The following is a 24,606-nucleotide window of genomic DNA, read 5'->3' as shown; positions in this document are numbered from 1 at the left end:
GTCACCGGCAAATTTTCGGCCCTACCCGTCAGCTCAGCGCAGCCAGCCGAGCACGCCCGCCAGGTCCTGGTCGATGACCCGCGCCCAGCCGGGCTCCCGAGGCACCACCGCCGCGAGCACCTTCGTCCCGTTGCGCACCGGCGCCCGGCCCGGACGCACCCGCGCGCGGACCTCTAATTTGACGTCCTGCCGGAAGTAGTGGGCGGGGAAGACCACCTCGCCCCGAGCCTCCGGCAAGGGCGCATCCGGCGTGAGCCACACCAGCGCGCCCAGTCGCAGCGGCTCCACTTCCGAGCGCACCAGTCGCCGGGCCTCGCGGGTGAACATGGCCGCCGCCCCGAGCGCGCCCAGCCCCAGGCCAAATGGCAGCCACCCCATGCGCGAGGCTCGGGTCCGCGCGAAGCCGGCTTCACGGGGACGGCCCGGCGCGGCCGGGTCCACCAGCAGCTTCACCACCGCGCCATGGCCCAGCCCCTCCGCGTACTCCGCGAAGGTGCGGACGTCCGACACGGAGTGCTCCACGTTCTGGAAGGTGTAGAGGACCTCGAGCAGGCCCTCGGCGCCGTCGCGCTTGTCCGTCGGGGGGAGCCGCGTGGCGACCAGCACCCCGTCCACTTCCTCCGCCCGCGCGTTGAAGCCGTGCTCCTCCACGAAGAAGCGTCCCGCCCAGGTGGCCCCGGCGCCGAGCAGCGCCATGAAGGCCAGCCCGAGCACGGCATCTCGCGCGAGACGACCCGCCGCGCCGGGAACCTGCGTCAGTCGCACCTTTCGAGGTGCATGTGGAATGGCCAGCTGCATTGGGCCGACAGCCTACACGTGATCCGCGTATCCGCGCGCTACTCGCCTCGGGCGCGCTTCTGGGCCTCCCCCACCATGTGGAAGATGCTGTTGGTACCGGTCTTGAAGTCCTGGCTCAACGTCGAGTGTCGCTTGAGCTGACGCAGCTCACCCTCTTTGCCAGGCACCGTGGCGGGGGGATTCTTGTACTCCCCACACAGGCTGCCCCACACACGCCGGAAGTTGCCCTCGGCGACAAGGGTGATGCGCAGGCCCAGCGAGGCGCTCTCCTTGGACGGAAGGGTCACCTTGAAGACGTCCTTTTCGGGCGTCTGGATGGTGACCTCCGAGCCCTTCACCTTCGCCTCGATCTCCGCGTCCTCGCAATCCAGCTTCGAGCCGTACTGGACCCCTTTGGCGTCGACGGAGATGAGACATTCCGACTTCAAATGCCAGAAGCCCACGGCTTCGAGCCGAGGCTCCGTCGCGCCCTCCGGCTGGGAGACCAACACCTGCACCTGGCTGCGCGAGCGTGAGAAGAAATAGAGGGCCGGCTCCTTGAGGTCGAAAGAGCCGCCGCCCAGCATGGTGAGGCGCAGCGCGGGGGTGAGTTCACACGTCGCCTCCGGTGTGGCGGGGGTGAGCTCCTTGCGTTGCGCGAGCGCGGCCGACGAGACACAGACGCAGAGCAACGCCAGCAGACCAGAGACACGATTCACGGAGACTCCCCGGCGGAAAAGCGGTGATTCTCGCGACGCCGCCGTGGGCCCGTCAATGAGGGAGGACGCTCGTCAGCCCTGTTCCCCCGGGCGAACCCAGATGCCGCGGAAGCGCTTGCGCGCGGGGTCCTTGAGCTTCTTGCACGCCACGCCGTCGAGCGGCCTCGAGCCGTCGTCACTGAGCAGCAGAATCTCCTCCGCGTCCTCGGGTGTGAAGAAGGCCTCCGGGTTGAAGCCCGCCAGGTCCACGTCGCTCGCCAGGACGGGCGCATCGTCTCCGCCAGCCCAGGTGAACAGGTGCGAGGTGCCCCCGCCATCCGTGCCCCCGCTGATGATGAGATAGCGCCCGCGCCACCAGGACATGGAGCGGACGCCCATTCCGCCCAGGTCCACCAGCCGAGGCTCACCCACGCGCGCGGAGGCGCCCTCCAGCACCATCTCCTTCGGATTGAGGAGCGGAACGAGCAGCGCCTTGCCTTGAGGCACGGGACTGCGGAAGCCGATGAGGATGGACGCGCCATCAGCCATCGCCGTCATGCCCTCGATGTTGAGCCCACCTGGCGCCTTGGGGGCCAGGCCCTCGGCGTCCGCGAGCCGGAACGCGCCGAGTTGCGGCGCCGCGAGCAGGTCATCCAGCAGTTGCGTGTAGGGACGGCCCACGAGCTGGGGCAGGCCTTCCTTCTCCTCGGTGGCGAAGAAGCGCAGGCGGCTGGGCGCCTTCTTCCCGGAGCTGTTGCGGCCGTGGGACGTGAGCCAGAAGGAGTACGAGCCCAGGCCCGTGGCGGCCTCGATGTCCGCCTCCGGGGCCTTCTTCTTGTGGGCCGGCAGCTCCAACTCCGGTGACAGGTCCACGCTGCGCACCGGGGCGCCACCGCGCCGGGCGTCATAGACGCGGAGGATGTTGTCCTCGTCGTCACCCACCACGAACAACGAGCCACCGAGCGCCACCGCGCCCGACGCGTCGCACATGCCCTCGAACACGAGCACGTCGCGCCCGGAGCCACCCTCGGCCGGAACGCTCTCCGGCCCTGCCTGGACGCCCCGGGCCGCGCAGCCCGCGATACCGATTCCGACGATGATGGAGGCCAGCCTCATAGACCCCCAGATCTCGTCACGCCTCCCGCATCCGGGAAGCCCCCCTGCACTCGATGTGGGCCGCGAGACAGCCCTGAATGCCAACAAGGCCAAGCACCAGAAAGGCTCGATTTTACAGGAAGTCCAACTTTGCATTGTCAGGTTTTGATAGCTTGTCTTCATGAAGCGTCGAAACGCATCCGCCGCCCCCGCGGAGGTCGTCATCCTTCGCCCGTCCTCAGCCCTCTTTTCGACCCCTCACGTGGGACGCCTCACGGGCATGTCGGAGGAGGGCCTTCCGCTGGTGGACTTCGAGGGGAATCCCTCCGGCCCGGTGCCCGCTCGCGTGCTCGCGGGCGCGAGCACGACACACCTGGAGGAGGTGGCGCCTCAGACGGAGGTCCTCCTCACCTTCGAGGGAGGACTGCCCGGCCGCCCCATCCTCATGGGACTCCTGGAGCCGAGGAAGAGCCTCCTGCGCTCGGTGGAAGCCAAGGTCCCCGCGCTGCCTGTCTCCGCCAGCGTGGATGGCCAGCGCATCGTCCTCGAAGGCCAGGACGAAATCGTGCTGCTCTGCGGCGAGGCCAGCATCACCCTGCGTCGGAATGGACGAGTCGTCATCCGAGGCACCCAGATTGAATCGCACGCGTCAGGCGTCCAGCGCATCAAGGGTGCCGCGGTGAAGGTGAATTGATGGCGGCTCCACGCCGATGCCCCGTCATGTGGGACATCATGGAGGAACACCTGGAGGAGGCGGCCTTTCTCGCGAGTCAATGGCAGCGGGCCCGCCATTCTCCTGACTATCGCTTGCACGAAGTGGCGCAGGGGCCCGAGGCCCGTTTGCTGGCCCATCTGGACGGGCTGGCGTGCGCGGGCCCGGAAGCCCCCGAGCGACTCGTCATTCCCTGGCTGGAGAGCACCCGGCCCGAGGAGGTCTTCGTCGCGGCCCTCGCGCTGATAGCGACGGGCGCGCCCCTGGACTGGCTCCTCCCGTTCTTCTCGGAGGCGCCAGGGCCGCGACAGACAGCCCTCTTCAGGGCGCTGCGCCTGGCACCCACCGCCGAGGTCTCGAAATTCCTGCGACGTCGTGAGCTTCAAGCGACGCCAGGACTCCAGGCCGCGGCGTTGGGCCTGCTGAGCCTTCGTGGCGAAGCGCTGGAGGCTGAAGCCTTGTTGCCGCTGCTGCGCAGCGAGTCCGCCGAAATCAAGACGGCGGCCCTGAGAGCGCTCCGTGAAGACCTTCCAGCCGCGCGTCCCCTGCTGGAATCAGCCCTTGGCGCGCAAAGCCCCGACGTGCGCATCGCCGCCGGTGAGACGGCGTTGGCCCTGGGATATCCCGCCGCGCTCCATGCCCTCCGCAGGCCCGTCGCGAGCACGGCGCCCGAAGCCGCGCGGGTCCTCGCGGTGCTCGCGGCGGCAGGTCACGCCGAGGACGTGTCCCGGATGGCCGCCGCGCTGGACGTGCCCGCCTTGGAGTCAGCGGCCCTGTGGGCGCTGGGTCACTCCGGCTGGCGTCACGCCGCGGAGCTCTGCCTGGAGGCCATGAAGCACGACAGGACCGCTCGCCTCGCGGGCGAGTCCTTCTCTCGCGTGACGGGGCTGCGGCTGGAAGGCGACTTCGCACGGCCCGCCAAGGCCGACGAGGAGCACGGCCTCCCGCCCCTCGCGGAGGACGACCTGGACGCGGACCTCGTCCCTTCCCCTGAAGCCAACCTGCCCCTCCCGGACGCGACCGCCGTCGCCCGGTGGTGGGCGAAGGAGAAGGACCACTTCTCCCCGAAGACGCGCTACCTGCGGGGCCAGCCCCTTTCCCCCGAGGTCGCGTGGAAGGCCCTCTCCACCGAGCCCATGCGCGGGCGCGAACAGCTCGCGCTCGACCTGGCGGTCCAGACCCAGGGCGCCGTGCGCTTCGACACGCGGACGTGGGCGAACCGGCAGACCGCGACCCTGGCCACGGGCCTGACAGCCGCCAGGACGGGCCGACCGCGACTCACGACGCGATGAGCATGCCAGCCAGGGGAACACCGCCATGCTGCAACTCGAGAACACCACCCCCTTCGCGTCGGCGCTCTACCTGTTTCCAGACGAGAAGGGTGTGGACACGCTGTACGTGGTCCTCAAGGCGACCTTCGCCATGACCTCCAGTGGGCTCCACGTCGCCGAGACACAGCAAGCCGTCGCGCACGTGGACGAGCACTGGGGCCCTCCCGGAGAGACCAGCCTCAAGTACTCGGGCGAATCACACCTCATGAAGCGCGGCACGGACGTCGTCCTCGTCGGAGACGCCCACGCACCCAAGGGACGTCCGGCGTCGGACTTTGGCCTGTCCATGTCGGTGGGTACTCTCAAGAAGCTGGTGCAGGTCCACGGAGACAGGACCTGGAAGGCGGGCCTGCTGGGCGCATCAGCGACGACGCCCATTCCGACGACGCGGGTGCCCCTGACGTGGGAGCGCGCCTACGGAGGCCGTCACCAGACGGGCCCTCACGGCTTCCTCGCGGAGATGCGAAACCCGGTGGGCGTGGGCTTTCGGGGACAGCGCGCCGTCAAGGAGATGAACGGCACACCGCTGCCCAACCTCACGCACCCCGGCTTCCCCCTCACCAGCCTGTCCGACAAGACACCGCCACACGGCGTGGGTTTCGTCGCTCCGTCCTGGCAGCCGCGCATGGGGTTCGCGGGGACGTATGACGAAGCCTGGAAGAAGCATCGCGCGCCCTATCTCCCGCGAGACTTCGACACGCGTTTCTTCCAGGCCGCCCCCGAGGGACAGATCTACCCGACCTGGCTGAAGGGCGGCGAGCCCGTGGAGCTCATCAACGCGGCGCCCGAAGGCGTGCAGCGCTTCCAGCTGCCCGAGGTGGACCTGGCAGCCTCCGTGCGCATCGCCGGCAAGGAGGAGAAGCCGCGCCTCCACATCGAGACCCTGCTCCTGGAGCCAGACCAGCACCGCTTCTCGTTGACGTGGCGCGGATGCGTTCCTTGCGACAAGCGCGCCTTGAAGGTCGAGCAGGTGACGCTCGCGGTGAAGCGCATGACGGGGGCGCGCTCGTGAGCGGCGCCATGCCTGGCGTGGAGGTCGTGGGGCTGGGAGCCACCACCCCGGTGGGGCTCGATGTGCCCACCACGGCGACGTCCGTCCGCGCGGGGCTCGTGCGGTTCGCGGAGGCGGGCCTCTTGAACCGTGCCCATGAACGGCAGGTGGTGTCGTTCCTCGCCGAGCACTACCTGCCGCCCCTGGAGGTCGACGGGACGCGCCTCTCCAACACCTGGATTCGCCTGTTGCGCCTGTCCACGTACGCCCTCGCCGAGGCCTGCGCGGGGCTCACGGGTGCGGCGCCCCTGCTCCTGGCCCTCCCCGAGGACCGGTGGGGGATTCAGCTCCCCTCCTCACGGGTGATGATGGAGCAGCTCGCCCGCCAATCGGGAGTGCGGCTCGATGTCGCCAGCAGCCGGGTGTACCGGCACGGCGGAGCGGGCGGCCTCATGGCCCTGCGCGACGCGATGCGACTGCTGTCCACGGGACAGGCCTCCACCGTCATCGTCGGTGGGCTGGACACCTTCAACCATCCCCGGAGGCTGGCCGTGCTGGACTCGGAGGACAGACTGCGCCCCCGGGGCACGGACGGCTTCATTCCGGGAGAGGCCGCGAGCTTCCTGCTCCTGTCGACTCCTGGTGGCGCGCGACGCTCCGGCCTCGAGCCCGTGGCCCGCATCACCCACGTGGGAGTCGGCGCGGAGCAGGGGCACCGCTACTCCGAGGAGCCCTATCTTGGAGACGGTCTGGCCCACGCGGTTCAAGCGCTCTTCGCGGGGATGCCGGGCAACGCGCCCAAGGTGCAGTGCGTGTTCGCGGGCTTCAATGGCGAGAGCCTGCCCAGCAAGGAATGGGGCGTGGCCTACCTGCGAAACGCGGAGCGCTTCCAGGAGGCACATCGCATCGAACATCCCGCGGACTGCGTGGGCGACGCCGGCGCGGCGTTGGGACCTCTGATGCTGGTGCTCGCCGCGGAGCGCCTGCGCGCCGGGCACGTGAAGGGCCCCACCCTGGTCTGGAGCACCTCCGACCTTGAGGGCCGTGCGGCGGCGCTCCTGCAGCCCACCTGAACTGGAACTTGGAAGGAGGAGGACCATGGAGATCGGTGAAGAAGTGGCCGTCTCGGAATTCGTCTCGGAGGAGGTGCACAACGAGAAGACCTGCCCCTGGCACGAGCAAGGCGACGCGCACTCCCAGAAGATGTTGCTGCAGAACCCCGATGATGACGCCGTGGGAGGAATGGCGGCGACGGACGGCGGCGTGCTGGGCAGGAAGATGAAGGCAGCCAAGAACCTCGAGCCCGCAGCGGACAAGGTCTCCCTGCTGTTCAAGAAGGGGGAGGTCGTGACCTATGGAACGGTCAAACGCCCGAAGCTGATTCAGACCTACGCGGAGGACAAGGAGGAGGAGGAATACCCCCTCCAGTACGCACCCCATCACCTCATCCCGGGAAACGAGTCGCTCAAGGGGTCCTCCGTCGTTCCTTTCATGGGAGACGACAACTGCATCGCGGACTACCTCCCTGACAAGGGAGGGCCAGCCATGTCGAGCTACATCAAGAAGGGATATTCCATTGGCTACGACGTCAACGCCGCCGAGAATGGGGAATGGTTACCAAGCCCCTACGCTCTCTCCAACTGCAACGAATGGCCCGCGGACCTGGGACTCAAATACCTCAAGAAGCGCAAGGATGACGTGTTGGGCGAAGAGACAGAAGCATTCAAACCCGCCTACGTCGCGGCCGCCATCGAAGCCTCCGGTGGCAGGCAGTTCCACATGCGTCACAAACCATACTCGGACAAGGCAAGAGCGATTCTTCAGTCGATTGGCGAGCGCCTGGCGGTGATGGCCACCGAGTCGTGCTCCATCGCGATGGAGAGCAAGGCTGAGAACGAGGACAGGTTCGCGCCGCCCTTGGGACTCACCGCACGCCTGAATTCGCTCTCCGAGAGCCTCCGCGGACTCCTGACGAAGTCCGTCTGGCGCCCCCCACTTTATACGGACTCCCTCACTCAAGACTATGCGGATGAAATGGTAGGCATCGGGAAGTTCACCAGGTCCAAGGCCAAGGGCAGCGTCACCAGGATTCTCTGAGCCGTCACGATGCAAGCGATCCCGAAATATTACATTCTCGAGTCGAGCAGCCACGACATGATGCTCATCTATCCCGTGCCAAACCTGAGTCTTCGAGACCGATGGTGGGCCGGCAAACCCTTCCAGCGTCCGCCCTCACAACTCATCGTCGTCGGAATCATCCCTGGCAATGAGCAGGGAGAACTGCTGGACTACTTCAATACGGCCAACCTCATGAGCAATGCGTTCCATGCGGCGCTGCTCGAGGCAGGTGTGGACAGCCTCGACGTCTATGACGCCGTCATCCAGAGCGAGGATGGAACCGTCGTCCACCGGGGCTACAAGGCCTTCAATGTCATCGGGCTGGTGAGGGCCGCGAACCTCGCGGAGACCGTCTTCCACACTCCTGACAGCTCCCGCCTGATCGACGCGAGCATCGACCACCTGGCCATTGATGGTGACAAGCCCCGTGGCCTCAAGCTGTTTCGGCTCGCGGAGAACGTCAGCGCGGTCCTCGTCCACGAGGACGTCAAGCGCGTGCTGGAGTCAAAGGCCTTCCCCCATCTCCGCTTCCTGGAACCCCACGAATTCGTGAGCGCCTGACGGCTTACGACACTCGCGCCCCTTCGAGAAAGGACCTTTCCGTGCCCACCTTCGTCAACGGTCGAGGCGTCACCCATGGTGGAAGCAAGGGACAGAGCATCGTCCTGCCAGACGTCTGCAAGACCCCGTCTCCCGCCGGCCCGGTCCCCATTCCCTACCCGAACGTGGGTCGCTCCGCGGACGCGGCGGATGGCCCCAAGACCGTCACCATCGAAGGGCACATGCCCATGGTGAAGGGGGCCACCTACAGCGTCTCGTCAGGCAACGAGGCCGGCACCGCGGGCGGCGGCGTGGCCAGCAGCGCCACCAAGGGCCCCTGCGAGTTCATGATGTACTCCTTCGACGTGAAGTTCGAAGGCAAGAACGTGTGCCGCCTGGGCGACCCGCTCTTTCACAACAAGAAGAACATCATGGGCTGACCGCGCGTCGCTCAGCCCTCCAGCTCGCGCTGGAGCTTCGCCAGCAGGTTGAGCGCGTCCAGCGGCGTCAGCGTGTTGACGGACACCGCCTTGAGCGTCTCCAACGCCTGCTGATGCGAGGCCGGCAACGTGGGCACCGGAGGGGCCACGGGCGCCGGCTCTCCGAAGAGTCCGAGCTGCCCCGTGGACACCGCGCGCTTCGGGTTCTGCCGCACCGCCACTCGGGGACGTCCCGCCTCGTCCAGTTCGCCTGACTCCAGGTTCTGGAGCAGCTCCCGCGCCCGACCCACGACCTCCGAAGGCAGGCCCGCGAGCTTCGCCACTTCGATGCCGTAGGAGCGGCTGGCCCCGCCGGGAATGAGCTTGCGCAGGAAGATGACCTTGCCGCCCTGCTCCTTCACGGCGATGCACAGGTTCTTCACCCGGGTCCGCTCGCGCGCCAGGTCCACCAGTTCGTGGTAGTGCGTGGCGAACAGCGTGCGCGCGCTCACGTGGTCATGCAGGTGCTCCGCCACCGCCCACGCAATCGAGAGTCCGTCGAACGTCGACGTCCCGCGTCCAATCTCATCCAGGATGATGAGGCTCTTGCGCGTGGCGTGGTGGAGGATGTGGCTGGTCTCCGTCATCTCCACCATGAAGGTGGACTGACCGCGCGCCAGGTTGTCCGCCGCGCCCACGCGCGTGAAAATCCGATCACACAGGCCGATGCGCGCCGCCTTCGCGGGGACGAACGAGCCCGCCTGCGCCATCAGCGCCGTGAGCGCCACCTGCCGCATCACCGTGCTCTTGCCGGCCATGTTCGGACCGGTGATGACCAACAGCTGCGCGTCCTCTGGGTCCATCCGCACGTCGTTGGGAACGAAGGACTCCCCCGCCCCCAGCATCCGCTCCACCACCGGATGCCGCCCGGCGGTGATGCTCAGCACCTCCGACGCGTCGACCTCCGGCCGCGTGTAGCCATACTCGGAAGCACACCGTGCGAAGGACAGCAGCGCGTCCGCCGCCGCCACCGCCTCCGCCGCGGAACGGATGCGCGGCGCCGCCGAGGCGACCTTCGCGCGAAGTTCCTCGAACAGTTGGAGCTCCAGCGCGCACCGCTTCTCCTCCGCGGTGAGCACCAGCTCCTCGTGCTCCTTCAGCTCCGGGGTGACGAAGCGCTCCGCCCCCACCGTGGTCTGCTTGCGGATGTAGTCCGCCGGCACCAGGTGCAGGTTCGACTTCGTCACCTCCAGGTAGTACCCGAAGACCTTGTTGTAGCGGATCTTCAGCGAACCGATGCCGGTCCGCTCCTTCTCGCGCTGCTCGATCTTCAGCAGGATGTCCTTGCCGGACGTGGACAGCTCCACCAGCTTGTCCAGCTCCGCGTGGTAGCCCTGGCGGATGAGGCCGCCTTCCTTCAGCACCACGGGAGGCTCGTCCACCACCGCGCGCGCCAGCAGGTCCGCCAGCTCCGGCAGCGCCGTCAGCGGCCCCGCGAGCGACTGGAGCAGCGCCGTCTGGCACCGCGCCAGGGCCTTGCCCAACCGGGGAAGCTGCGCCAGCGACAATCCCAGCGCGCGCAAGTCTCGGGCGTTGCCCGCGCCCAGCGACAGCCGGCCCGTCAGCCGCTCCAGGTCCGCCACTTCCTTGAGGATGCCGGTCAGCTCCTCGCGCCACACGCTGCGCGCGGACAGCTCCTCCACCGCGTCCAGCCGCGCGTGGATCTCCGGCAGCGAACCCAGGGGCGAGGCCAGCCAGCGCGCCAGCTTGCGCGCCCCCATGCTCGTCACCGTCCTATCCAACACGCCGAGCAAAGAGCCCTTGCGCCCCCCATCCCGCTGCGAGCGCAGCACCTCCAGGTTGGCGCGCGAGGACTCGTCCATCAGCAGGCTGCCGGAGCGCTCCTGGCGGCTGAGCCGGTCCACGTGGGCCGCGGGCGTCTTCTGCGTGTCCTTCAGGTAACGCAGCGCCGCGCCCGCGGCGCCCGTGGCCAGGGGCGAGTCATCCAGGCCGAAGGCGGACAGCGACTGCACCGCGAAGTGCGTGCGCAGGAACCCCGCCGCGCGCGTGGGCTCGAACGCCGCGGCCTCGCTCTCCGCGATGGCGGGCATGCGAGGCAGCCGCGCGCACAGCTGCGCCACCTCCGCCGAGTCACGCTGCCCGCCAGGCACCAGCAGCTCCCGGGGCTCCACGCGCGACAGCGACTCCGCCAGCTCCGCCGCAGACGCCGCCTCCATGGCGAGGAACTCGCCGGTGGACGCCTCCAGCAGCGCCCCTCCCCACCCGCGCTCGCTCCAGCACACGGCGGCCAGGAAGTTGCTGTCCCGAGGCTCCAGCACCTCCTCGTCCAGCACCATGCCGGGGGTGATGACCCGCGTCACCTCGCGGCGGACGATGCCGGGCCCGGTGCCGGCCTCCTCCACCTGCTCGCAGATGGCGACCTTCAGGCCCTCGCCAATCAGGCGCGCGATGTAGCGCCGCGACGAGTGGTAGGGGATGCCGCACATGGGCACCTTGTCGGCGCCCTTGGCCCTGGCGGTGAGGGTGATCTGGAGGATCTCCGAGGCCCGCACGGCGTCCTCGAAGAACATCTCGTAGAAGTCCCCGAGCCGGAAGAAGAGCACCGAGTCCGGGTGCAGCGCCTTCACCTCGAGGTACTGGCGCATCATCGGCGTCAGGGACGCGATCTCCCTCGCGCCCGAGCCGTCGCTCGCCTTCTCCCCTTCCGAGCCGACGTCCGGCGTCGGGTCCACGGGAAGCTCCACTGCTGCTGCCTTGGCTGCCTTCAACTGCTGCGTCACGGCCATCCCCGCCCTTCTCTCATGCCCCCGCCCCGTGGATCAACGAACGGCTCACCCTACCCGCCGAGTTCCCTAGCACGCACGGGTGACATTTCGGCGGGCCCTCGTCCGAAAACGGGTGCGCCCACGGGAAGGCGCGGGCATCTTGCCCCCCACCATGGAGACACCTTCGACCACGCCCTCTCCCCGGACCCGCTCACCGGCGCCCGTGCCCGCGCTCTTCCGGGTGGCCATCGCCCCACTCCAGGCCTTCTTCCGCCTCCAGGCCAGCAGCGGCATCCTCCTGGCACTGTGCTCGGTGGTCGCCATGGTGTGGGCCAACTCCCCGTGGGCCTCGTCCTACGTCGGCTTGTTCGACGCCCGCCTGGAGCTCGGGGTGGCGGGCACCCATGCGTCCTTCACCTTTCAGCAGCTCATCAACGACGGATTGATGACGCTGTTCTTCTTCCTCGTGGGCATGGAGGTGAAGCGCGAGCTGAGCGCGGGGGAGCTGCGCACGATGTCTCGCGCGATGTTGCCGCTCATCGCCGCGCTGGGCGGCATGGTGGTGCCCGCCGCGCTCTACGTCGCCATCAACGCGGGCACCCCGGCCATGGCGGGCTGGGCCATCCCCATGGCCACGGACATCGCGTTCGCCATCGGCTGCCTCACCCTGGTGAAGGCGCGCGTGGGACATGGGCTCATCGTCTTCCTCACGGCGCTCGCCATCTTCGACGACATTGGCGGCATCCTCGTCATCGCCCTGTTCTACGGCACGGGACTGCACGTCGAGTGGCTGCTCGGAGCCGCCGCGGTCGTCGGAGTGCTGATGGCGCTCAACCGCTTCTATGTCCGCAACGGCATCGTCTGGCTGCTGGGCGGCGTGGCGCTCTGGTACACGATGCACCATGGCGGCATCCACGCCACGCTGGCCGGCGTGGTGGTGGGCCTGTGCATCCCCTCGCGCCCCACCCGACCGGGCCGGAACGTGCTGGAGGAGCTCTCCACGTACATCCGCGATTGCACCCAGAACGCCGAGGATGAGTCGATGCGAAGCGCGCAGTTGCTCTACATCGAGGACCGGCTGGAGGAGCTGGAGCCGCCGCTCAACCGCTTCGAGCACCTGTGGCACGGGTGGGTGGCGTACGGCATCGTCCCGCTGTTCGCGCTGGCCAACTCGGGCATCTCCCTGGAGGGTATGGGGTGGAAGGACCTGCTCGCGCCCCTGCCGCTCGGCATCATCGCGGGCCTCTTCGTGGGCAAGCAGGTGGGCATCTTCCTCTTCACCCTGGCGGCGGTGAAGCTGCGGGTCTCCACCTTGCCTGGAGGCGCGGGACTCGGGCAGCTCCACGGCGTGTCGGTGGTGGCGGGCATCGGCTTCACGGTGGCCCTGTTCGTCGCGGGGCTGGCCTTCGCCGGGCAGCCCGAACTCCTGAACGAGGCCAAGCTGGGCATCCTCGTCGGCTCACTGCTGTCCGCGGTGGTGGGCTATGTCCTGTTGCGCTTCGTGGCGAAGCCGGTGGCACAGGCATAACGTCGTACCGTCGCAGCAAGGAGACAGAACCTCCCGTGATTCTCCAGGACCTCAACCGTGTGCGGCAGATCACCGTCATCGCGGCGCGGCATGGCTTTGGCGAGGTGCTCGAGCGCGCGGGCCTGTGGCGCATCCTGGGTCGCCAGGAGAAGGTGGAGGTCTCCCCGGAGGCCCAGCGCGCCTCCACCGCGCGCCGCTTCCGGATGTTGCTGAACGATTTGGGCCCCACCTTCGTGAAGCTGGGTCAGGTGTTGTCCACGCGCGCGGACCTGCTGCCGGCCGAGTTCGTCGAGGAGCTGGCGCTGCTCCAGGACAACGTGGAGCCGATTCCCCTGGAGCAGGTGCTCTCCCAGATTCGCGAGTCGCTGGGCAAGGAAGCCAGCGAGCTGTTCAAGCAGATCGACGAGACGCCGCTGGCGGCGGCGTCCATTGCCCAGGTTCACCGCGCGGTGACGCTGGAGGGAGAGGAAGTCGTGGTGAAGGTGCAGCGGCCGGGCATCGCCGCGAGCATCGACTCCGACCTCGGGGTGCTGCGCAGCCTGGCTCGGCTGCTGGAGGCCGTGGTGGAGGAGACGGGCATCTACACGCCCACGGGCATCGTCGACGAGTTCGACCGGGCCATCCACGAGGAGCTGGATTTCATCAACGAGGCGACGAACGTCCGCGCGTTCCTGGAGAACCACCGGGAGCGGACCTACCTCAAGATTCCGCGCGTGTACGCGTCCCTCTCCAGCCGCACGGTGCTGACGCTGGAGTTCATCCGGGGCGTGAAGATTGCCCCGGAGACGCTGGCCGAGGAGGACCGGAAGGCCATTGCCCAGAACATCCTGGAGGCGAGCTTCCGGCAGCTGTTCGACGACGGGCTGTTCCACGGCGACCCGCACCCGGGGAACCTCCTGCTCCTGGAGGGCAACCGGCTGGCGCTGCTGGACTTCGGCGTGGTGGGACGACTGACGCGGCCGATGCAGGAGACGCTGGTGATGTTGTGTCTGGCCGTGGCGCTGAAGGACAGCGACTCGGTGGCGCGCATCCTCTATCGCGTGGGCGTGCCGGACGCGCGGGCCAACCTGGTGGGGTTCCGCAACGACATCGAGAGCATCCTCGGCTCGCACCTGCCCACCACGCTGGGACAGGTGGACGCGCGCACGCTGCTGAGGGACTTGCTGGACCTGGCGGTGAAGTACCGCATCCGGATTCCCAAGGAGTACGCGCTGCTCAGCCGCGCCTCCATCTCCACCGAGGGCATGCTGCGCAGCCTCTACCCGGAGATGAACATCATCGAGGTGGCGCTGCCCTATGCGAAGGAGCTGCTTGCGGGGCGGTATGACCCGACGCAGCTCCAGGGCGGGCTGATGCGCACGCTGTTGCGGCTGCAGTCGATGGCCCAGGACCTGCCCACGCAACTGTCGCAAATCCTGCTCGACATGGAGTCCGGCAAGTTCACCGTGACGGTGCGCGCGGACCAGTTCGAGAAGCTGAACGAGAACCTGCGCAGCGCGGCGGTGATTGCCTTCATGGGGCTGTGCGCGTGTGGCTTCATCGTGGGCGCGTTCATCTCCTTCGCACCCAAGCCGTGGATGTATGGGAACATCCCGGTGCTCGGCGCGGTGGGCATCGCCCTGGCGGCGGGCCTCTTCGGCGCGGCCATCACCTGGTACCTGTTCGGCGGACGCGGCCTGGGCAAGGTGCGGTTGAGCCGGTTCTTGAAGAAGCAGCCCAAGAAGTAGCTGCCCTGGCAGCTGCGTGGACGGCTCGGCTCGGCAAAGACACCATCCTTGAACGCGGTCGCGGCAGTATGGGCCTGCTCGCCCTTGACTGATTGGCATTGACGTTCAAGGCTCGTTCATCTAGGCACCGCGAGGAGGGCCCTGACGCGAGCACGACGGAGGCTCAAGGCTCGCCGAGCGCATCCACCGCCAGGGGGAGCTATCCCCCAGTGAGAGGCCTCAAGAAATCTTGGGCGGAGCAAGCTGGATCTCAAGATTGAATAGATTCAACGCCTGCACCGTCACTGCGGAGCTCGAAGGGGTTCCATGGATCGGGACGTGGTCAGAGAGTCAGCTCCCTGGCATCAACCCCACAGGAGGATGGGTCATATTGGGATTGAAGTGTCGTGACTGGAGTTCATCACCGACGGCTCGCGTGCTGACCGCATTCTCGTGGGGGCATCATCAGGCGCGACTGCTACTGCTGCCTCTCCTTGTCGCGTCAAGCCCGCTGGCGGGGCATGCCCAGACGCCGCCGACCATGGATGCTGGCACGGGCGGGGGGGATGCGGGAACGGGCGCTGTCGTGGCGGCACCACCGAAGCCCTGGGTCTGTCCCCTGGAGCAGCAAGTCACGGTGTTGCCCAAGGTGTTGAAGAAGCAGTTGGGCGCCGCGACGCGGTTTGCCGAGGTGAAGAAGCTTCTCGAACCACTTCTCCTCGAAACCCGGTGGGACATGTACTCCTCATGCAAGGAGGACGACCCTGTATCCGTGGTGCTCGATGTCTTCCGTGCCCGCATCGTGTCTGCAGAAACGGAGGATGTCGTTCTCCAGGCTCGGGGAAAGATGTGCGGCCAGGAGCAGTTCATCACTGGAGCAGTGCTCCATCCTCTCGCGGAGAAGAACGCCTATTGCTCCATCAACATGCCGTTCTTGCCAGGAAAACCAGAGCAGTCGACATCTTACGACCCCACCAAGATTGTCTTTGCGTTCGAGAACCTCACTGACCCCGTGCGAAAGAACATCAGGGTCGAGCTGGTAGATTGTCCTCGTTTTTGCCACTCTGAGCTCTCCTACTGGGAGGCCCAGGACGGTTCCCTGGTGAAGATCTTCGGCATCGAGTGGGGTAGCGGCGGGGACTATTCTGGGAGCAGTAGCTCCAGCGTGAGCGTCACCGCGGAGGGCAAGGAGTTCCCGCGAAAGCTCCGGCTCAAAGAGTCGTTCGAGAGCTGCGGGTCAATGGTCACGCTGCCGTCAGGAGAGATTGCGCATAGCTCCGCATGCGACGAGGCCTCGAGCGAGGCGATCTATTGCTATCAGCGCAATGGGTCTCAACTGACTGGCACATTCAACGAATGTGGAAGAAGAAATTCCACGTACGATTGAGGGCCTCAAGCGGCGCGTGAAATCCGGCCAAAGAGGAGCTGACCTGCGTGGATCCTCCAACCCACTGATGACGACAGCGGTTCCGACCGGGATGGGTTGGGTAGGCGTCCGGGGCACTCGCGAGGTTCTGCACGGGTGCTGGATTACCGCAAGCGAAGGACGTTGGCCGGGAATTGCCCCATCATGTTCCCCGGAGGGCTATACAAACAAGCCATGGCCGTATAGCCATCTTTCGTAACAACGCCACACCCCAGCTTGGTACTGCTCTTCCAGACCACCGCCGTAAAGTGGCCGGTGTTCATGGAGAAACCAGGCTTCGCGAAGTCGTAATACCTGACTTCATCGTACCACATCTTGACACCCATGGCTGTGAAGTCACCCGGGGACCACGAGCCCACGCCGCCAGTCAGGTTTTCCCCCGCACCGTTCTTGTATGGACATGAGTGGTCTATCGTCTTTTTCGCCGCGTAGTAGTTCGCGCATTTCTCCGCACTGGCAATCAGGCTGGCATCCGACTTCAAGAGCGGGCTGCCGTGTTTCGCGCGGTACTGATTGTGGAGGGAAAGCGCGGCACTCTGGTAGGGCTGTTGGCCGAATGCGTTGGCGACGATGAGCGTCTGCAGGGTGAGCAGGATGAACAAGACTTGATGGTTGCGCATTGCCGTAAACTCCTGATGGAAACTGAACTGCAACGCCTCAGGAACCCGCTATTTGACGTAGCACTGGCCCTGCCTGCAAACGCCATACTGAGGCCTGGGAGGCGGCGTCACAATCATATATCTGACGCAAAACGCGCCATCCGGAAGCTGAGTGCGAACGCTTGCGCTGTTCGCGCATGCGCACTCGACATTGTCGCACCTCTCCACGTCTATCACGCTCATGTCTGGAATGACTTTCTTGGCGGAAGTCCCGTGTTTTTTCTGGCATGCCGCCTGGCATGCGGGCATGGCTCCTTGCGCCCACCTGGGGTCATAGTCGCCAGTCCCCGTTGCAGGGGGCGGACTTGCCTTGGCCTTTGTGTCCGCGGGCTGTGGGGACTTCTTTGCTTGCGAATCCTTGCCGGGGGCTTTTGTGGCTTGTTGTGGAGAGGGGGGCGTTTGAGGGGTATTCGGCGCTGCCATCACGATTGCGGGCTGTGTGAGCAGCGCTACGATTGCGAACACGATGAATTGGCGGACCATGTTGGGTTCCGATGGGAAGGGAATCACATGTATCAGCAATCTACATGCCCGCTGCTTTTTGATGGCGTCAAGAGTGAAAGACGGGGTGAGGTCACTGCGCGGCAAGTGGGTTGACGCGTCAACCGGAAAGACTGACGCGTCAACGGGCTTCGGCGCTGGGTGCGGGGAATGGCCTTCTCCCGGTTATGGTCCCCAGACCGGCCCGCTCGGCGTGACGGTCATCGCCTGGACGCCAGCGCGCAGCGGCGACTGGGTGACCGCGCCCGTGGCGGCGAAGCCGAAGCTGCCGCCCGTGCTCACCATCCCCTTCTCGAAGGTGACCACCGCGCTCCCCCGAGTCGGATGGACCAGCGTCACCGTGTACGCAGTCGACGTCTCGTTGAGCGTGAGCTGAAGGTTCGCACCGCTGGCCACATCCCTGGCCTGCACCACGTGCAGGAAGTGGCTCACCACCTGCCCGCTGGTTTCAATCTCCCCACGGAACTGGCCGACCGGGTACGGGTAGGTGCCATTGGGGCGCACCGGGCCGCGCTCGTCGACGATTCGCCGCGTCGGCGTGGCGGGCACCAGGGTGCTGACCCTCAGCGCCTGACCGCCACTGTTCGCCGACCACGTGTTGCCCGTGAGCACCGGGTTCTCCGGGAAGTGGATGACGAAGGTCTTGTCGACCGCGGCGTTGTCGCTCGCGCTCTCAAGCCGGTCGAACACAATCAAGGTGTCGAGCGGACGGACGAACAGCGTCTCCCGCACCACCCTGCCCGCGTACGGGTTGCCGACCTCGGCCTCGCGGTGGGCCCACTCGTCGTTCAAGTCGTACACACCGGTCAGGTCGACCGCGGCGTAGTTGACCACCGGCGTCGAGTGGAGCCGCAGCATCTGGGGCACGTGGTGGTAGTAGCCGACCGTGCCCATCCCCTCGAACAGGAGGGTGTTGTGCGCGACGGGCGATTCGACGTCGACCGCGCCACCGCCGGCATAGCCGACAATCGAGTTGGCGTAGCCGACTGTCTCGCGCGTCAGGAACTCGCCGGCCCGCCACAGTTGGAAGTTGCCGGCGTCACGGTGGGCATGGCCCGCGTTGGCCGTCATGCCGAACTGCAGGTTGATCATCGTCGCATCGGGCGCCCACGCCGTTTTCGCGTACACCATGCCCAGGCCGGGCGCGTGGTAGTCGAGCGGCAGCTCCGCGAGGTCCCTCGACGGCACCGCCGCCACGGTGTCGCTGTAGACATATCGAATCAGCCGGTCGTCAATCGGGTGACCGGTGAGTTCGAGGAAGCGCTTGGCATAGCCGGCGATCGGCTGGGCAGACCACTCCTCGATGAGCGGGGCGAAGTAGCTGCCCAGCAGCGTCTGCGCGGTGTTGCTGGAGTCCCACCGGGTCAACCAGCGCTCGTCATCGTTGTACGGGAACGTCTCGAACAGCTGGAACTGGCCCATCCGGCTGCGCCCTGGCGTGGTCGAGTAGATGGACCAGAAGACCGACTCCATGAAGTAGTTGGTCTGGTTCCACATGTCGTGCCCATACAGGCCGAGAGTGGTGAACGGCACCGTCATGTAGCCGAACGTCCGGCGGCCGTACGTCGAGCCTTCGTGGGGCGCGCCGCCAGCGGCCGGGCCGTCCAGGTAGGGCCGGAGCGAGAAGTCCCAGCGCGAACTCATCGCGTACTGCAGGAGGTTGTTGGCGTACGGCTGGTTCTCATGCCAGCTGGCAATCGCCCACAGGAGCGAGTTGCGGAAGTAGCCCGTGTAGTAGTTGTTGCCCTCCATGCCGATGCCGCCCCACGGGTTGTCGTTGAGCGCCTCGATCGCGAGGTTCCAGCGCGCAATCAAGGTCGTGCGCTCCGCCGGCAGCAGGTGCGCGAAGCACCAGTCATAGGTGAGGATCACCGCCTCGCCGTACCAACGGGCCGGATCGCTCGACACCGTGTTCTCGCTGATGGGGATTTCGGTCTGCACCGCCCAGGTAATCGCGGAACGACACGACGCCGGAGTGCCGGTGATGAGCGAATGCATCGCCGCGTCGATGGCCTGCTCGGGGCCTTGCACGTTCGCCACCGGGGTGTACGGGTGCTGCGCGAAGTACGCCTGGGCGCGGGCCAGCCGGGACGCGGTGAACCAGACGCGCGGATGCGCCACCGGGATGGCGAGGACTACCGGAGGCCCGTTGGCGATGGTGAGCGTGATGGGCGCGGAGGTCGTGAGGTTGCCGGCGCGATCCCGCGCCACCGCCGTCACCGGGAAGGTGCCATCACCCACCTGCGTGGTGGTGACGTTGATCCAATACGGATAGCTGAGGTCCTCGCGACCGACGTTCTGGCCGTTCACCTTCAACTGCACGCCGGCAATCCTCACGTTGTCGTAGGCGTCGATCTTGATCTGGATGGTGCCGCCCACCGTCACGCCACTCGCGGGCGAGACGATCTGCACCTCGGGAGGAATGGTATCGGGCGGAGGCGCGCTCACGGTAATAGCGACCGGCGCCGAGCTGGCGACGTTGCCAGCGGCGTCGCGCGCCACCGCGGTCAGTTGCCGAAGCCCGTAGGGCTGGAGCGTCTCGGTGTCGAGCGTCACCGACCAGGGGGCGGCCACGTCCGCTTCACCGACCTGGGTGCCATCCAGCTCGACATGCACCCGGGTGACGCCAATGTCGTCGACCGCGCTCATCCGCACCGTGAAGGGCCCGCTCACCGTCTCACTCGCGACCGGCGCGGTGACCTGGACCTGCGGAGGACCCGTGTCGACGAGCTCGTTGTCGATGGTGATGCGCACGGAGGCCGAGGTGGTGAGGTTGCCAGCGGCATCTCGCGCGTGCGCGGTCAGGACGTGGTCGCCATTGCGGAACAAGCGGGTGTCGAGCTGCGATGAGGCGAGGTTGCGGCCGTCGATGCGCAGTTGCACGTTCGCCACGCCTACGTTGTCGCTCGCGGCCACGGTGATTGCGACCACGCCCTCCACCGTCGCGCCTCCCGCGGGCGAGGTGATTGCCACCGTCGGTGGCGTGGTGTCGCTGTTCGGCACGGGAGGGGTGTACTCGATGGTGAGGAGCGGCCGGCGCTCCGGCTGGGTCGCCAGGCTGGTGAACAGCTTGGCCACCTTGCCAACCTTCGAGTTCGCCAGCATCACACCCTGGTTCGTCGACGGGTCATCGACCCACGACTGCACCACCGCGACATCGAGCGGCACGTTGTGCACGCTCACCGTGCTCGGAAACGTAGTGACCTGGAACGAGGAGCCGGCGACGAGGTCCGTCCCCTGCCCCACCGCGCCCAGCCGGTCCCACGCCAGGTCCTCATCCCGGAACTGCCACCCCAGGTCTCCAGCCACCAGGTTCCAGGGCGCCTGCACATACGAGCCACGAATCGCGAAGTCGTCGGTATAGGTCTCCACGGCGAACCGGAGCGTCGCGCTCTGCACCACGGCCCGTTGCGGCACCCCGAGCTGAGGGAAGCGCAGCAGCGCCTCGACCTCGTAGTCCTCGGTCTGGAACACCCCGAGCAGCGCCTCGTTGCGGTGCGCCGAGCCGTTCTGCGTCATGCCCTGGCTGGTGATCGCCACCGCTTCCGACACGCTCACCGGTGACGTCGCGGCCTGCGACACGGTCCCCACGCGGCTCTCGCGCTCACCCTCCTTCGTACATCCGGTAAGCGCGATTGCGGCCAGCACTCCTGCCCATAAAACAGTCGCACTGCTTATTCTTGAGTTCATTGACTGACGGTTCCTAGCGAATCAATGCCGGGAAGTCCACCGCGCCCCTCCTCGGAGCGGCGCGGCCATCAGCCATTCACGACGCCTGCATGCTATGGCGCGGTGACCGGCGGCTTCTCGGGGAGAGCGCTCTCCTTGGTTTCACAGGTCTGACTGACGGCCAGGGTTCCGCCCATCTGCAAGGTGACGGACTCCGTGCGCTTCCAGTAGCCGTTCGCAGGATCGTACACGCTTCCCTTGAGCTCCTGGTCATACCAGCGCTCGGCCGTGGTCTTGTAGGTCGTGCCAGGGGGCAGTTGCCCCAGCTGCACCCACAGCGTCGCGTCGAAGATGCAGTAGGGGGGCACATTCAACTCAACCGTGACCACGAGCGTCGTTTTTTGCGTCTTGGTCAACGACGATTCATCAGTATGCGAATAGACAAAGCCGACGCTGAGTGTCCACTCCTTGGTCACCTCATTCGTTCCCTGGGTCTTCTTGGCCGAGAGCGAATAGCTCAACTGCATGCCCGCCGTGTACTGGTTGGTGGCCGTCACCGTTGTCGTCTGCTCGTCCGTGACGTCGACCGAGAGGGTCTGCTTCTGGACCGCGGAGGAGTCGTTTGGCCAATGCAGACTGTCCGACACCCTCTTCCCGACGGAGTCGGGGACCACGATGTCCACCGGTTTGACGAACGACTGCTTCGGGAGGAGGTTGTTCCAGGAGAAACTGGAGACGGCGTCGTTGAATCCGACCTCCTTGAGATTGCTCACCTCCGAGAAGCTGCCCCAAGCCTTGATGTTCCCATAGGCCGCCCCCGAGCCGTCGTTGTTGTTGAACAACGAGGCCATCTGGGCGTCCACCAGCGCGGGCCAGCGCACGGAACTCGCGCGATCCTTGATGTACCAGCCATCCAGGGCGTAGGTCTTTCCCGCGCCCCACTCCGAGAGGAACAGGACGGTGCGGTTCCCCGCGAAGGCGGCGGATTCGTAGAGTTCGATGGCACCGGCGCTCAGGTCGGGCGTGTGCCAGAAGAACGCCGAAATGCAATCGTTCAGGTTGATCTTCGTGAGATCCACGGCCTCGGTCTGGCCTGTTCCCACGAGGTCGACCACCCTGCCGCAGTTGATGAGGTCATAGACATTGCCGTTGGCCGGGGCGACGTAGTTATCCGTCAGGGTCATGACGGTGCCTACCGGGAGATTGAACGCAATCCAGGTCGCTTCGTCGTGAAGGCTCGACCCGGCGATGGAATGGCGTGTGTCTTTGAGGTAATCACGGGTATTGACTGAGTAGGGCGAGCCTACCCAACCCGCATCTTTGTAGAGCGTGACGGTACCGGAAGGTTGAGCCGGGGGCGGGGCAGCCGGAGCGGGCAGCTTCGAAACCACTGACATTTGGGACGATCCTTTGATGAGCCTTTGATGGCCTCGAGGCAGTGCGAGAAAAAGCACACTGTTCACTCCCAGTCAATTGCTCACTGGTGTCAATGGTAGCCCGCACTCTCACCCGCACCTTGACAGCCATTCCGTCACTCAATCGTGGAGTTCGTGACGGCGATCGGCGTATCCGAGTGATTCGATATCTGGGGATACGTCACGTACCAGGAGCCACCCCGGTTGTTCTGGATGACCGAGCGGTCGATGCGGATGTCGCCTGAATGGTCATTGCTGACAAAGAAGATGGCGCTTCCATGCGCGTTGACTTCGTTGTGCTCGATTCGCGTGCCACACAGGGACAGCGTCATCCTGTCGCCGTCGTTGTAGATGGCGCCGCCGCTGCCCCCTCCCGGGGTGCCTGGAGTGGCGGGATTCGCGCCGTTGCCGATGGCCCGGTTGTGGGAGAAGAGGCTGTTGATGACCGTCCACGACACACCGATGCTGCTGATGCCACCACCGTTGGAGCAGACTCCGCCGAAGCCCTGCTTGCCGCCGAAGGTCGTGTTCACCACGTAGACGGGCCGCCCTTCGTACTGGCTGAACACCCGGAGCGCGCCACCTCCGACGTCGGGCCCGACATCCGCGCACGCGTTGTTGAAGAAGCGGGAGTTGATGACCTTCACCCGCCCACCGCGCACCCAGACCGCCCCGCCTCCGTCGAACTCCGACTCACTCTTGGAGCTGGCATCCACGAACGTGAGGTTCTGGATCGTCAGCCGAGGGTGGTCCTGGTTCTGGCAGTGGGAGGTCGTCCACACCTGCTTCTGGTCACAGGTGTTCATGTACAGGATGCGGTGCCTGCCCGCTCCGCTGAGCGTCACCAGCCCCTTGCCGTCGATGACGATCTCCGGCCCCTTGTCGTTGAAGATCTTCGCCGTCCTGTCGAGCGTGATCGTCACCGGCTCCGGGCCACAGTCGAAGGTGATGACCCCGCCCCGGGCCACTGCCTCGACAAAGGCGGCACTGGTACAGCTCGCGGGCGTTCCCGTGCCGACAACGGTGGTCGGCCTGGAGCTGTCAGCGAGCCCCGCTTCCGCGGGCACGGTGCAGGTGGCCTCCGCGTTCGGATTGCCGGCGGGCGGGCCATCCTTGGGATTGGTCAGCGGGTTGGGCACGTCCACGCCCGGCGCATCCTCGCTCGAACAGCCCGCCACGCTGGCGAGCGCGAAGCCCGTGGCCAGCGAGAACACCGCGCTCACTGCCGACCGATGAAGTCTCTTCAGGTGCATCGTTCCTCCAGGAGGGAGGCAGTGTAGAGCGACGATGCACCCGAGACGAGCGGACCCGGCCCCGCGTGGCTCAGGGGTGGTGCCGACTCTGACCGAGGAAGCGGACCACTTCCGTGTGGAACCACTTCGCCGAGTCCAACATCAGCCAGTGACTGGCGTGCGGCGCCACGGTGCGGGACAAGTCGGCCCGCTGTCCCACCAGCGTCTCCGGCCCCGTGGCCGCCACCAGCGCGTGGGTGGGGCCCTTGAACTGCTCGAACGCCGCGTCCGGGTCATGCGCGAGCAGCGACTCCAGGTTCCCGGCGATGGCCTCGCGACGCGACGTGCGCATCGTCTTCATCACCAACACGCGCGTGGAATCCTTCGCGGCGAGGAGCTGGGGCGTGAGCCAGTGCTCATGGAAGGCGCCGTACTTCGCGGCGCTGAAGTTGTCGAGCCAGGCCTCCGCCTCGGGCTTCGGCATGCGGCGCAGGTCTCCCGGCGCTTCGACATAGAGGAGCCCGGCCAGCCGCTCGGGGTAGTACGCGGCGAAGGCACCGGCCACCGCGGCGCCGAAGCCATGCCCCACCAGGACGAACTTCTCGGGGGACAGCGCGTCGGCGACCGCGACGACGTCCTCCACCGCCGCCTCCACGCCAAAGGGACCGTGGGAGCCGCTGCTCTCGCCCAGCCCGCGAAGGTCGAAGGCCACGCTGCGCGTCGCGAGGCCCGCTTGCGTCTCCGCCCAGTGAGACCGGTCCCCGGCGACATCGTGCACGAAGATGGCGGGGATGCCGCCGTCGCCCTCGACTGTCGCCATCAATCGACCCGCGGGGCCGTTGACGGACACCATCCTGGCTTCCTTGTGCTTCATTGGCCTGACTCCCGGCCCCTGGTACGGGCGCTGCCCGTCCACCCACCGCGCCATCAGTGGCGCCGGGGCCATCACCCACCAAGTCTGCCCTACTTCCCTCCGGGACGCCCCATGCACGCGCCCGCACCT

19 protein-coding genes are annotated in these 24,606 nt (G+C 66.6%); 10 read left to right on the top strand and 9 right to left on the bottom strand.

Annotation, left to right across the window (positions count from 1 at the left end; genetic code table 11):
* Positions 1 to 33: 33 nt before the first annotated feature.
* The 3 genes from HUA75_RS11910 to HUA75_RS11900 all read right to left on the bottom strand — a co-directional run bounded on the left by HUA75_RS11910 (position 34) and on the right by HUA75_RS11900 (position 2,591).
* Positions 34 to 798 carry a DUF3592 domain-containing protein gene (locus tag HUA75_RS11910; protein WP_174486426.1) on the bottom strand — a complete coding sequence of 255 codons (765 nt, stop codon included), beginning with the start codon at positions 796 to 798 and terminating at the stop codon, positions 34 to 36.
* 38 nt (positions 799 to 836) lie between these two features.
* Positions 837 to 1,496, bottom strand: coding sequence for a hypothetical protein (locus HUA75_RS11905; RefSeq protein WP_174486425.1), 660 nt, complete (start codon positions 1,494 to 1,496; stop codon positions 837 to 839).
* 72 nt (positions 1,497 to 1,568) lie between these two features.
* Positions 1,569 to 2,591: a DUF3616 domain-containing protein gene (locus HUA75_RS11900; protein WP_174464378.1), complete on the bottom strand. Its 1,023-nt coding sequence runs from the start codon at positions 2,589 to 2,591 to the stop codon at positions 1,569 to 1,571.
* A 160-nt stretch (positions 2,592 to 2,751) separates the two neighbouring features.
* Here HUA75_RS11900 and HUA75_RS11895 point away from each other — a divergent pair, with 160 nt between their 5' ends.
* From HUA75_RS11895 to HUA75_RS11865, 7 genes are read left to right on the top strand one after another with little or no spacing between them, the layout of a single operon-like run.
* A complete protein-coding gene (locus HUA75_RS11895) occupies positions 2,752 to 3,264 on the top strand; it encodes a DUF6484 domain-containing protein (RefSeq protein ID WP_174486424.1) in 513 nt (170 codons plus the stop codon).
* A gap of 26 nt (positions 3,265 to 3,290) precedes the next feature.
* On the top strand, positions 3,291 to 4,574 hold the full coding sequence (locus HUA75_RS11890; RefSeq protein ID WP_174486423.1) for a TIGR02270 family protein: 1,284 nt from the start codon (positions 3,291 to 3,293) through the stop codon (positions 4,572 to 4,574).
* Between the two features lie 25 nt (positions 4,575 to 4,599).
* Positions 4,600 to 5,625, top strand: coding sequence for a DUF2169 domain-containing protein (locus tag HUA75_RS11885; RefSeq protein WP_174486422.1), 1,026 nt, complete (start codon positions 4,600 to 4,602; stop codon positions 5,623 to 5,625).
* 8 nt (positions 5,626 to 5,633) lie between these two features.
* The gene (locus HUA75_RS11880) at positions 5,634 to 6,677 is read left to right on the top strand and encodes a beta-ketoacyl synthase N-terminal-like domain-containing protein (protein WP_174486421.1); all 1,044 of its coding nucleotides are present in this window, start codon (positions 5,634 to 5,636) and stop codon (positions 6,675 to 6,677) included.
* A gap of 25 nt (positions 6,678 to 6,702) precedes the next feature.
* Positions 6,703 to 7,701: a hypothetical protein gene (locus HUA75_RS11875; protein ID WP_141644636.1), complete on the top strand. Its 999-nt coding sequence runs from the start codon at positions 6,703 to 6,705 to the stop codon at positions 7,699 to 7,701.
* A 57-nt stretch (positions 7,702 to 7,758) separates the two neighbouring features.
* A complete protein-coding gene (locus tag HUA75_RS11870; protein WP_141644635.1) occupies positions 7,759 to 8,283 on the top strand; it encodes a hypothetical protein in 525 nt (174 codons plus the stop codon).
* A gap of 41 nt (positions 8,284 to 8,324) precedes the next feature.
* On the top strand, positions 8,325 to 8,702 hold the full coding sequence (locus HUA75_RS11865) for a DUF4150 domain-containing protein (RefSeq protein ID WP_174458294.1): 378 nt from the start codon (positions 8,325 to 8,327) through the stop codon (positions 8,700 to 8,702).
* An 11-nt stretch (positions 8,703 to 8,713) separates the two neighbouring features.
* On the opposite strand, the gene mutS is transcribed toward HUA75_RS11865, so the two are convergent.
* A complete protein-coding gene (mutS, locus tag HUA75_RS11860) occupies positions 8,714 to 11,488 on the bottom strand; it encodes a DNA mismatch repair protein MutS (RefSeq protein ID WP_174486420.1) in 2,775 nt (924 codons plus the stop codon).
* A 151-nt stretch (positions 11,489 to 11,639) separates the two neighbouring features.
* Between mutS and nhaA the strand changes: the two genes are divergently transcribed.
* The 3 genes from nhaA to HUA75_RS11845 all read left to right on the top strand — a co-directional run bounded on the left by nhaA (position 11,640) and on the right by HUA75_RS11845 (position 16,088).
* Positions 11,640 to 12,995, top strand: coding sequence for a Na+/H+ antiporter NhaA (nhaA, locus tag HUA75_RS11855; RefSeq protein ID WP_174486419.1), 1,356 nt, complete (start codon positions 11,640 to 11,642; stop codon positions 12,993 to 12,995).
* Positions 12,996 to 13,030: 35 nt separating this feature from the next.
* Positions 13,031 to 14,722 (top strand): AarF/UbiB family protein, encoded by a 1,692-nt coding sequence (locus HUA75_RS11850; protein ID WP_174478106.1) that lies wholly within the window; start codon positions 13,031 to 13,033, stop codon positions 14,720 to 14,722.
* 256 nt (positions 14,723 to 14,978) lie between these two features.
* The gene (locus tag HUA75_RS11845; RefSeq protein WP_217446020.1) at positions 14,979 to 16,088 is read left to right on the top strand and encodes a hypothetical protein; all 1,110 of its coding nucleotides are present in this window, start codon (positions 14,979 to 14,981) and stop codon (positions 16,086 to 16,088) included.
* A gap of 143 nt (positions 16,089 to 16,231) precedes the next feature.
* Here the strand turns inward: HUA75_RS11845 and HUA75_RS11840 are convergent, their stop codons facing one another.
* The 5 genes from HUA75_RS11840 to HUA75_RS11820 form a co-directional block, all read right to left on the bottom strand.
* Positions 16,232 to 16,747: a CAP family protein gene (locus HUA75_RS11840; RefSeq protein ID WP_174486417.1), complete on the bottom strand. Its 516-nt coding sequence runs from the start codon at positions 16,745 to 16,747 to the stop codon at positions 16,232 to 16,234.
* A 705-nt stretch (positions 16,748 to 17,452) separates the two neighbouring features.
* The gene (locus tag HUA75_RS11835; protein WP_371746095.1) at positions 17,453 to 20,878 is read right to left on the bottom strand and encodes an Ig-like domain-containing protein; all 3,426 of its coding nucleotides are present in this window, start codon (positions 20,876 to 20,878) and stop codon (positions 17,453 to 17,455) included.
* A 191-nt stretch (positions 20,879 to 21,069) separates the two neighbouring features.
* Positions 21,070 to 22,353 carry a hypothetical protein gene (locus HUA75_RS11830; RefSeq protein ID WP_174467035.1) on the bottom strand — a complete coding sequence of 428 codons (1,284 nt, stop codon included), beginning with the start codon at positions 22,351 to 22,353 and terminating at the stop codon, positions 21,070 to 21,072.
* 134 nt (positions 22,354 to 22,487) lie between these two features.
* The gene (locus HUA75_RS11825) at positions 22,488 to 23,624 is read right to left on the bottom strand and encodes a hypothetical protein (RefSeq protein WP_174464366.1); all 1,137 of its coding nucleotides are present in this window, start codon (positions 23,622 to 23,624) and stop codon (positions 22,488 to 22,490) included.
* Between the two features lie 70 nt (positions 23,625 to 23,694).
* Positions 23,695 to 24,477, bottom strand: a complete 783-nt coding sequence (locus tag HUA75_RS11820) for an alpha/beta fold hydrolase (protein ID WP_174486415.1) — start codon at positions 24,475 to 24,477, stop codon at positions 23,695 to 23,697.
* Positions 24,478 to 24,606: the final 129 nt, after the last annotated feature.

It is taken from the genome of Myxococcus sp. CA040A (genome assembly GCF_013336725.1).
GTDB lineage: Bacteria > Myxococcota > Myxococcia > Myxococcales > Myxococcaceae > Myxococcus > Myxococcus llanfairpwllgwyngyllgogerychwyrndrobwllllantysiliogogogochensis.
The sequence above is the reverse complement of the archived record's forward strand: the minus strand, read 5'-3'. Positions and strand labels throughout refer to the sequence as shown.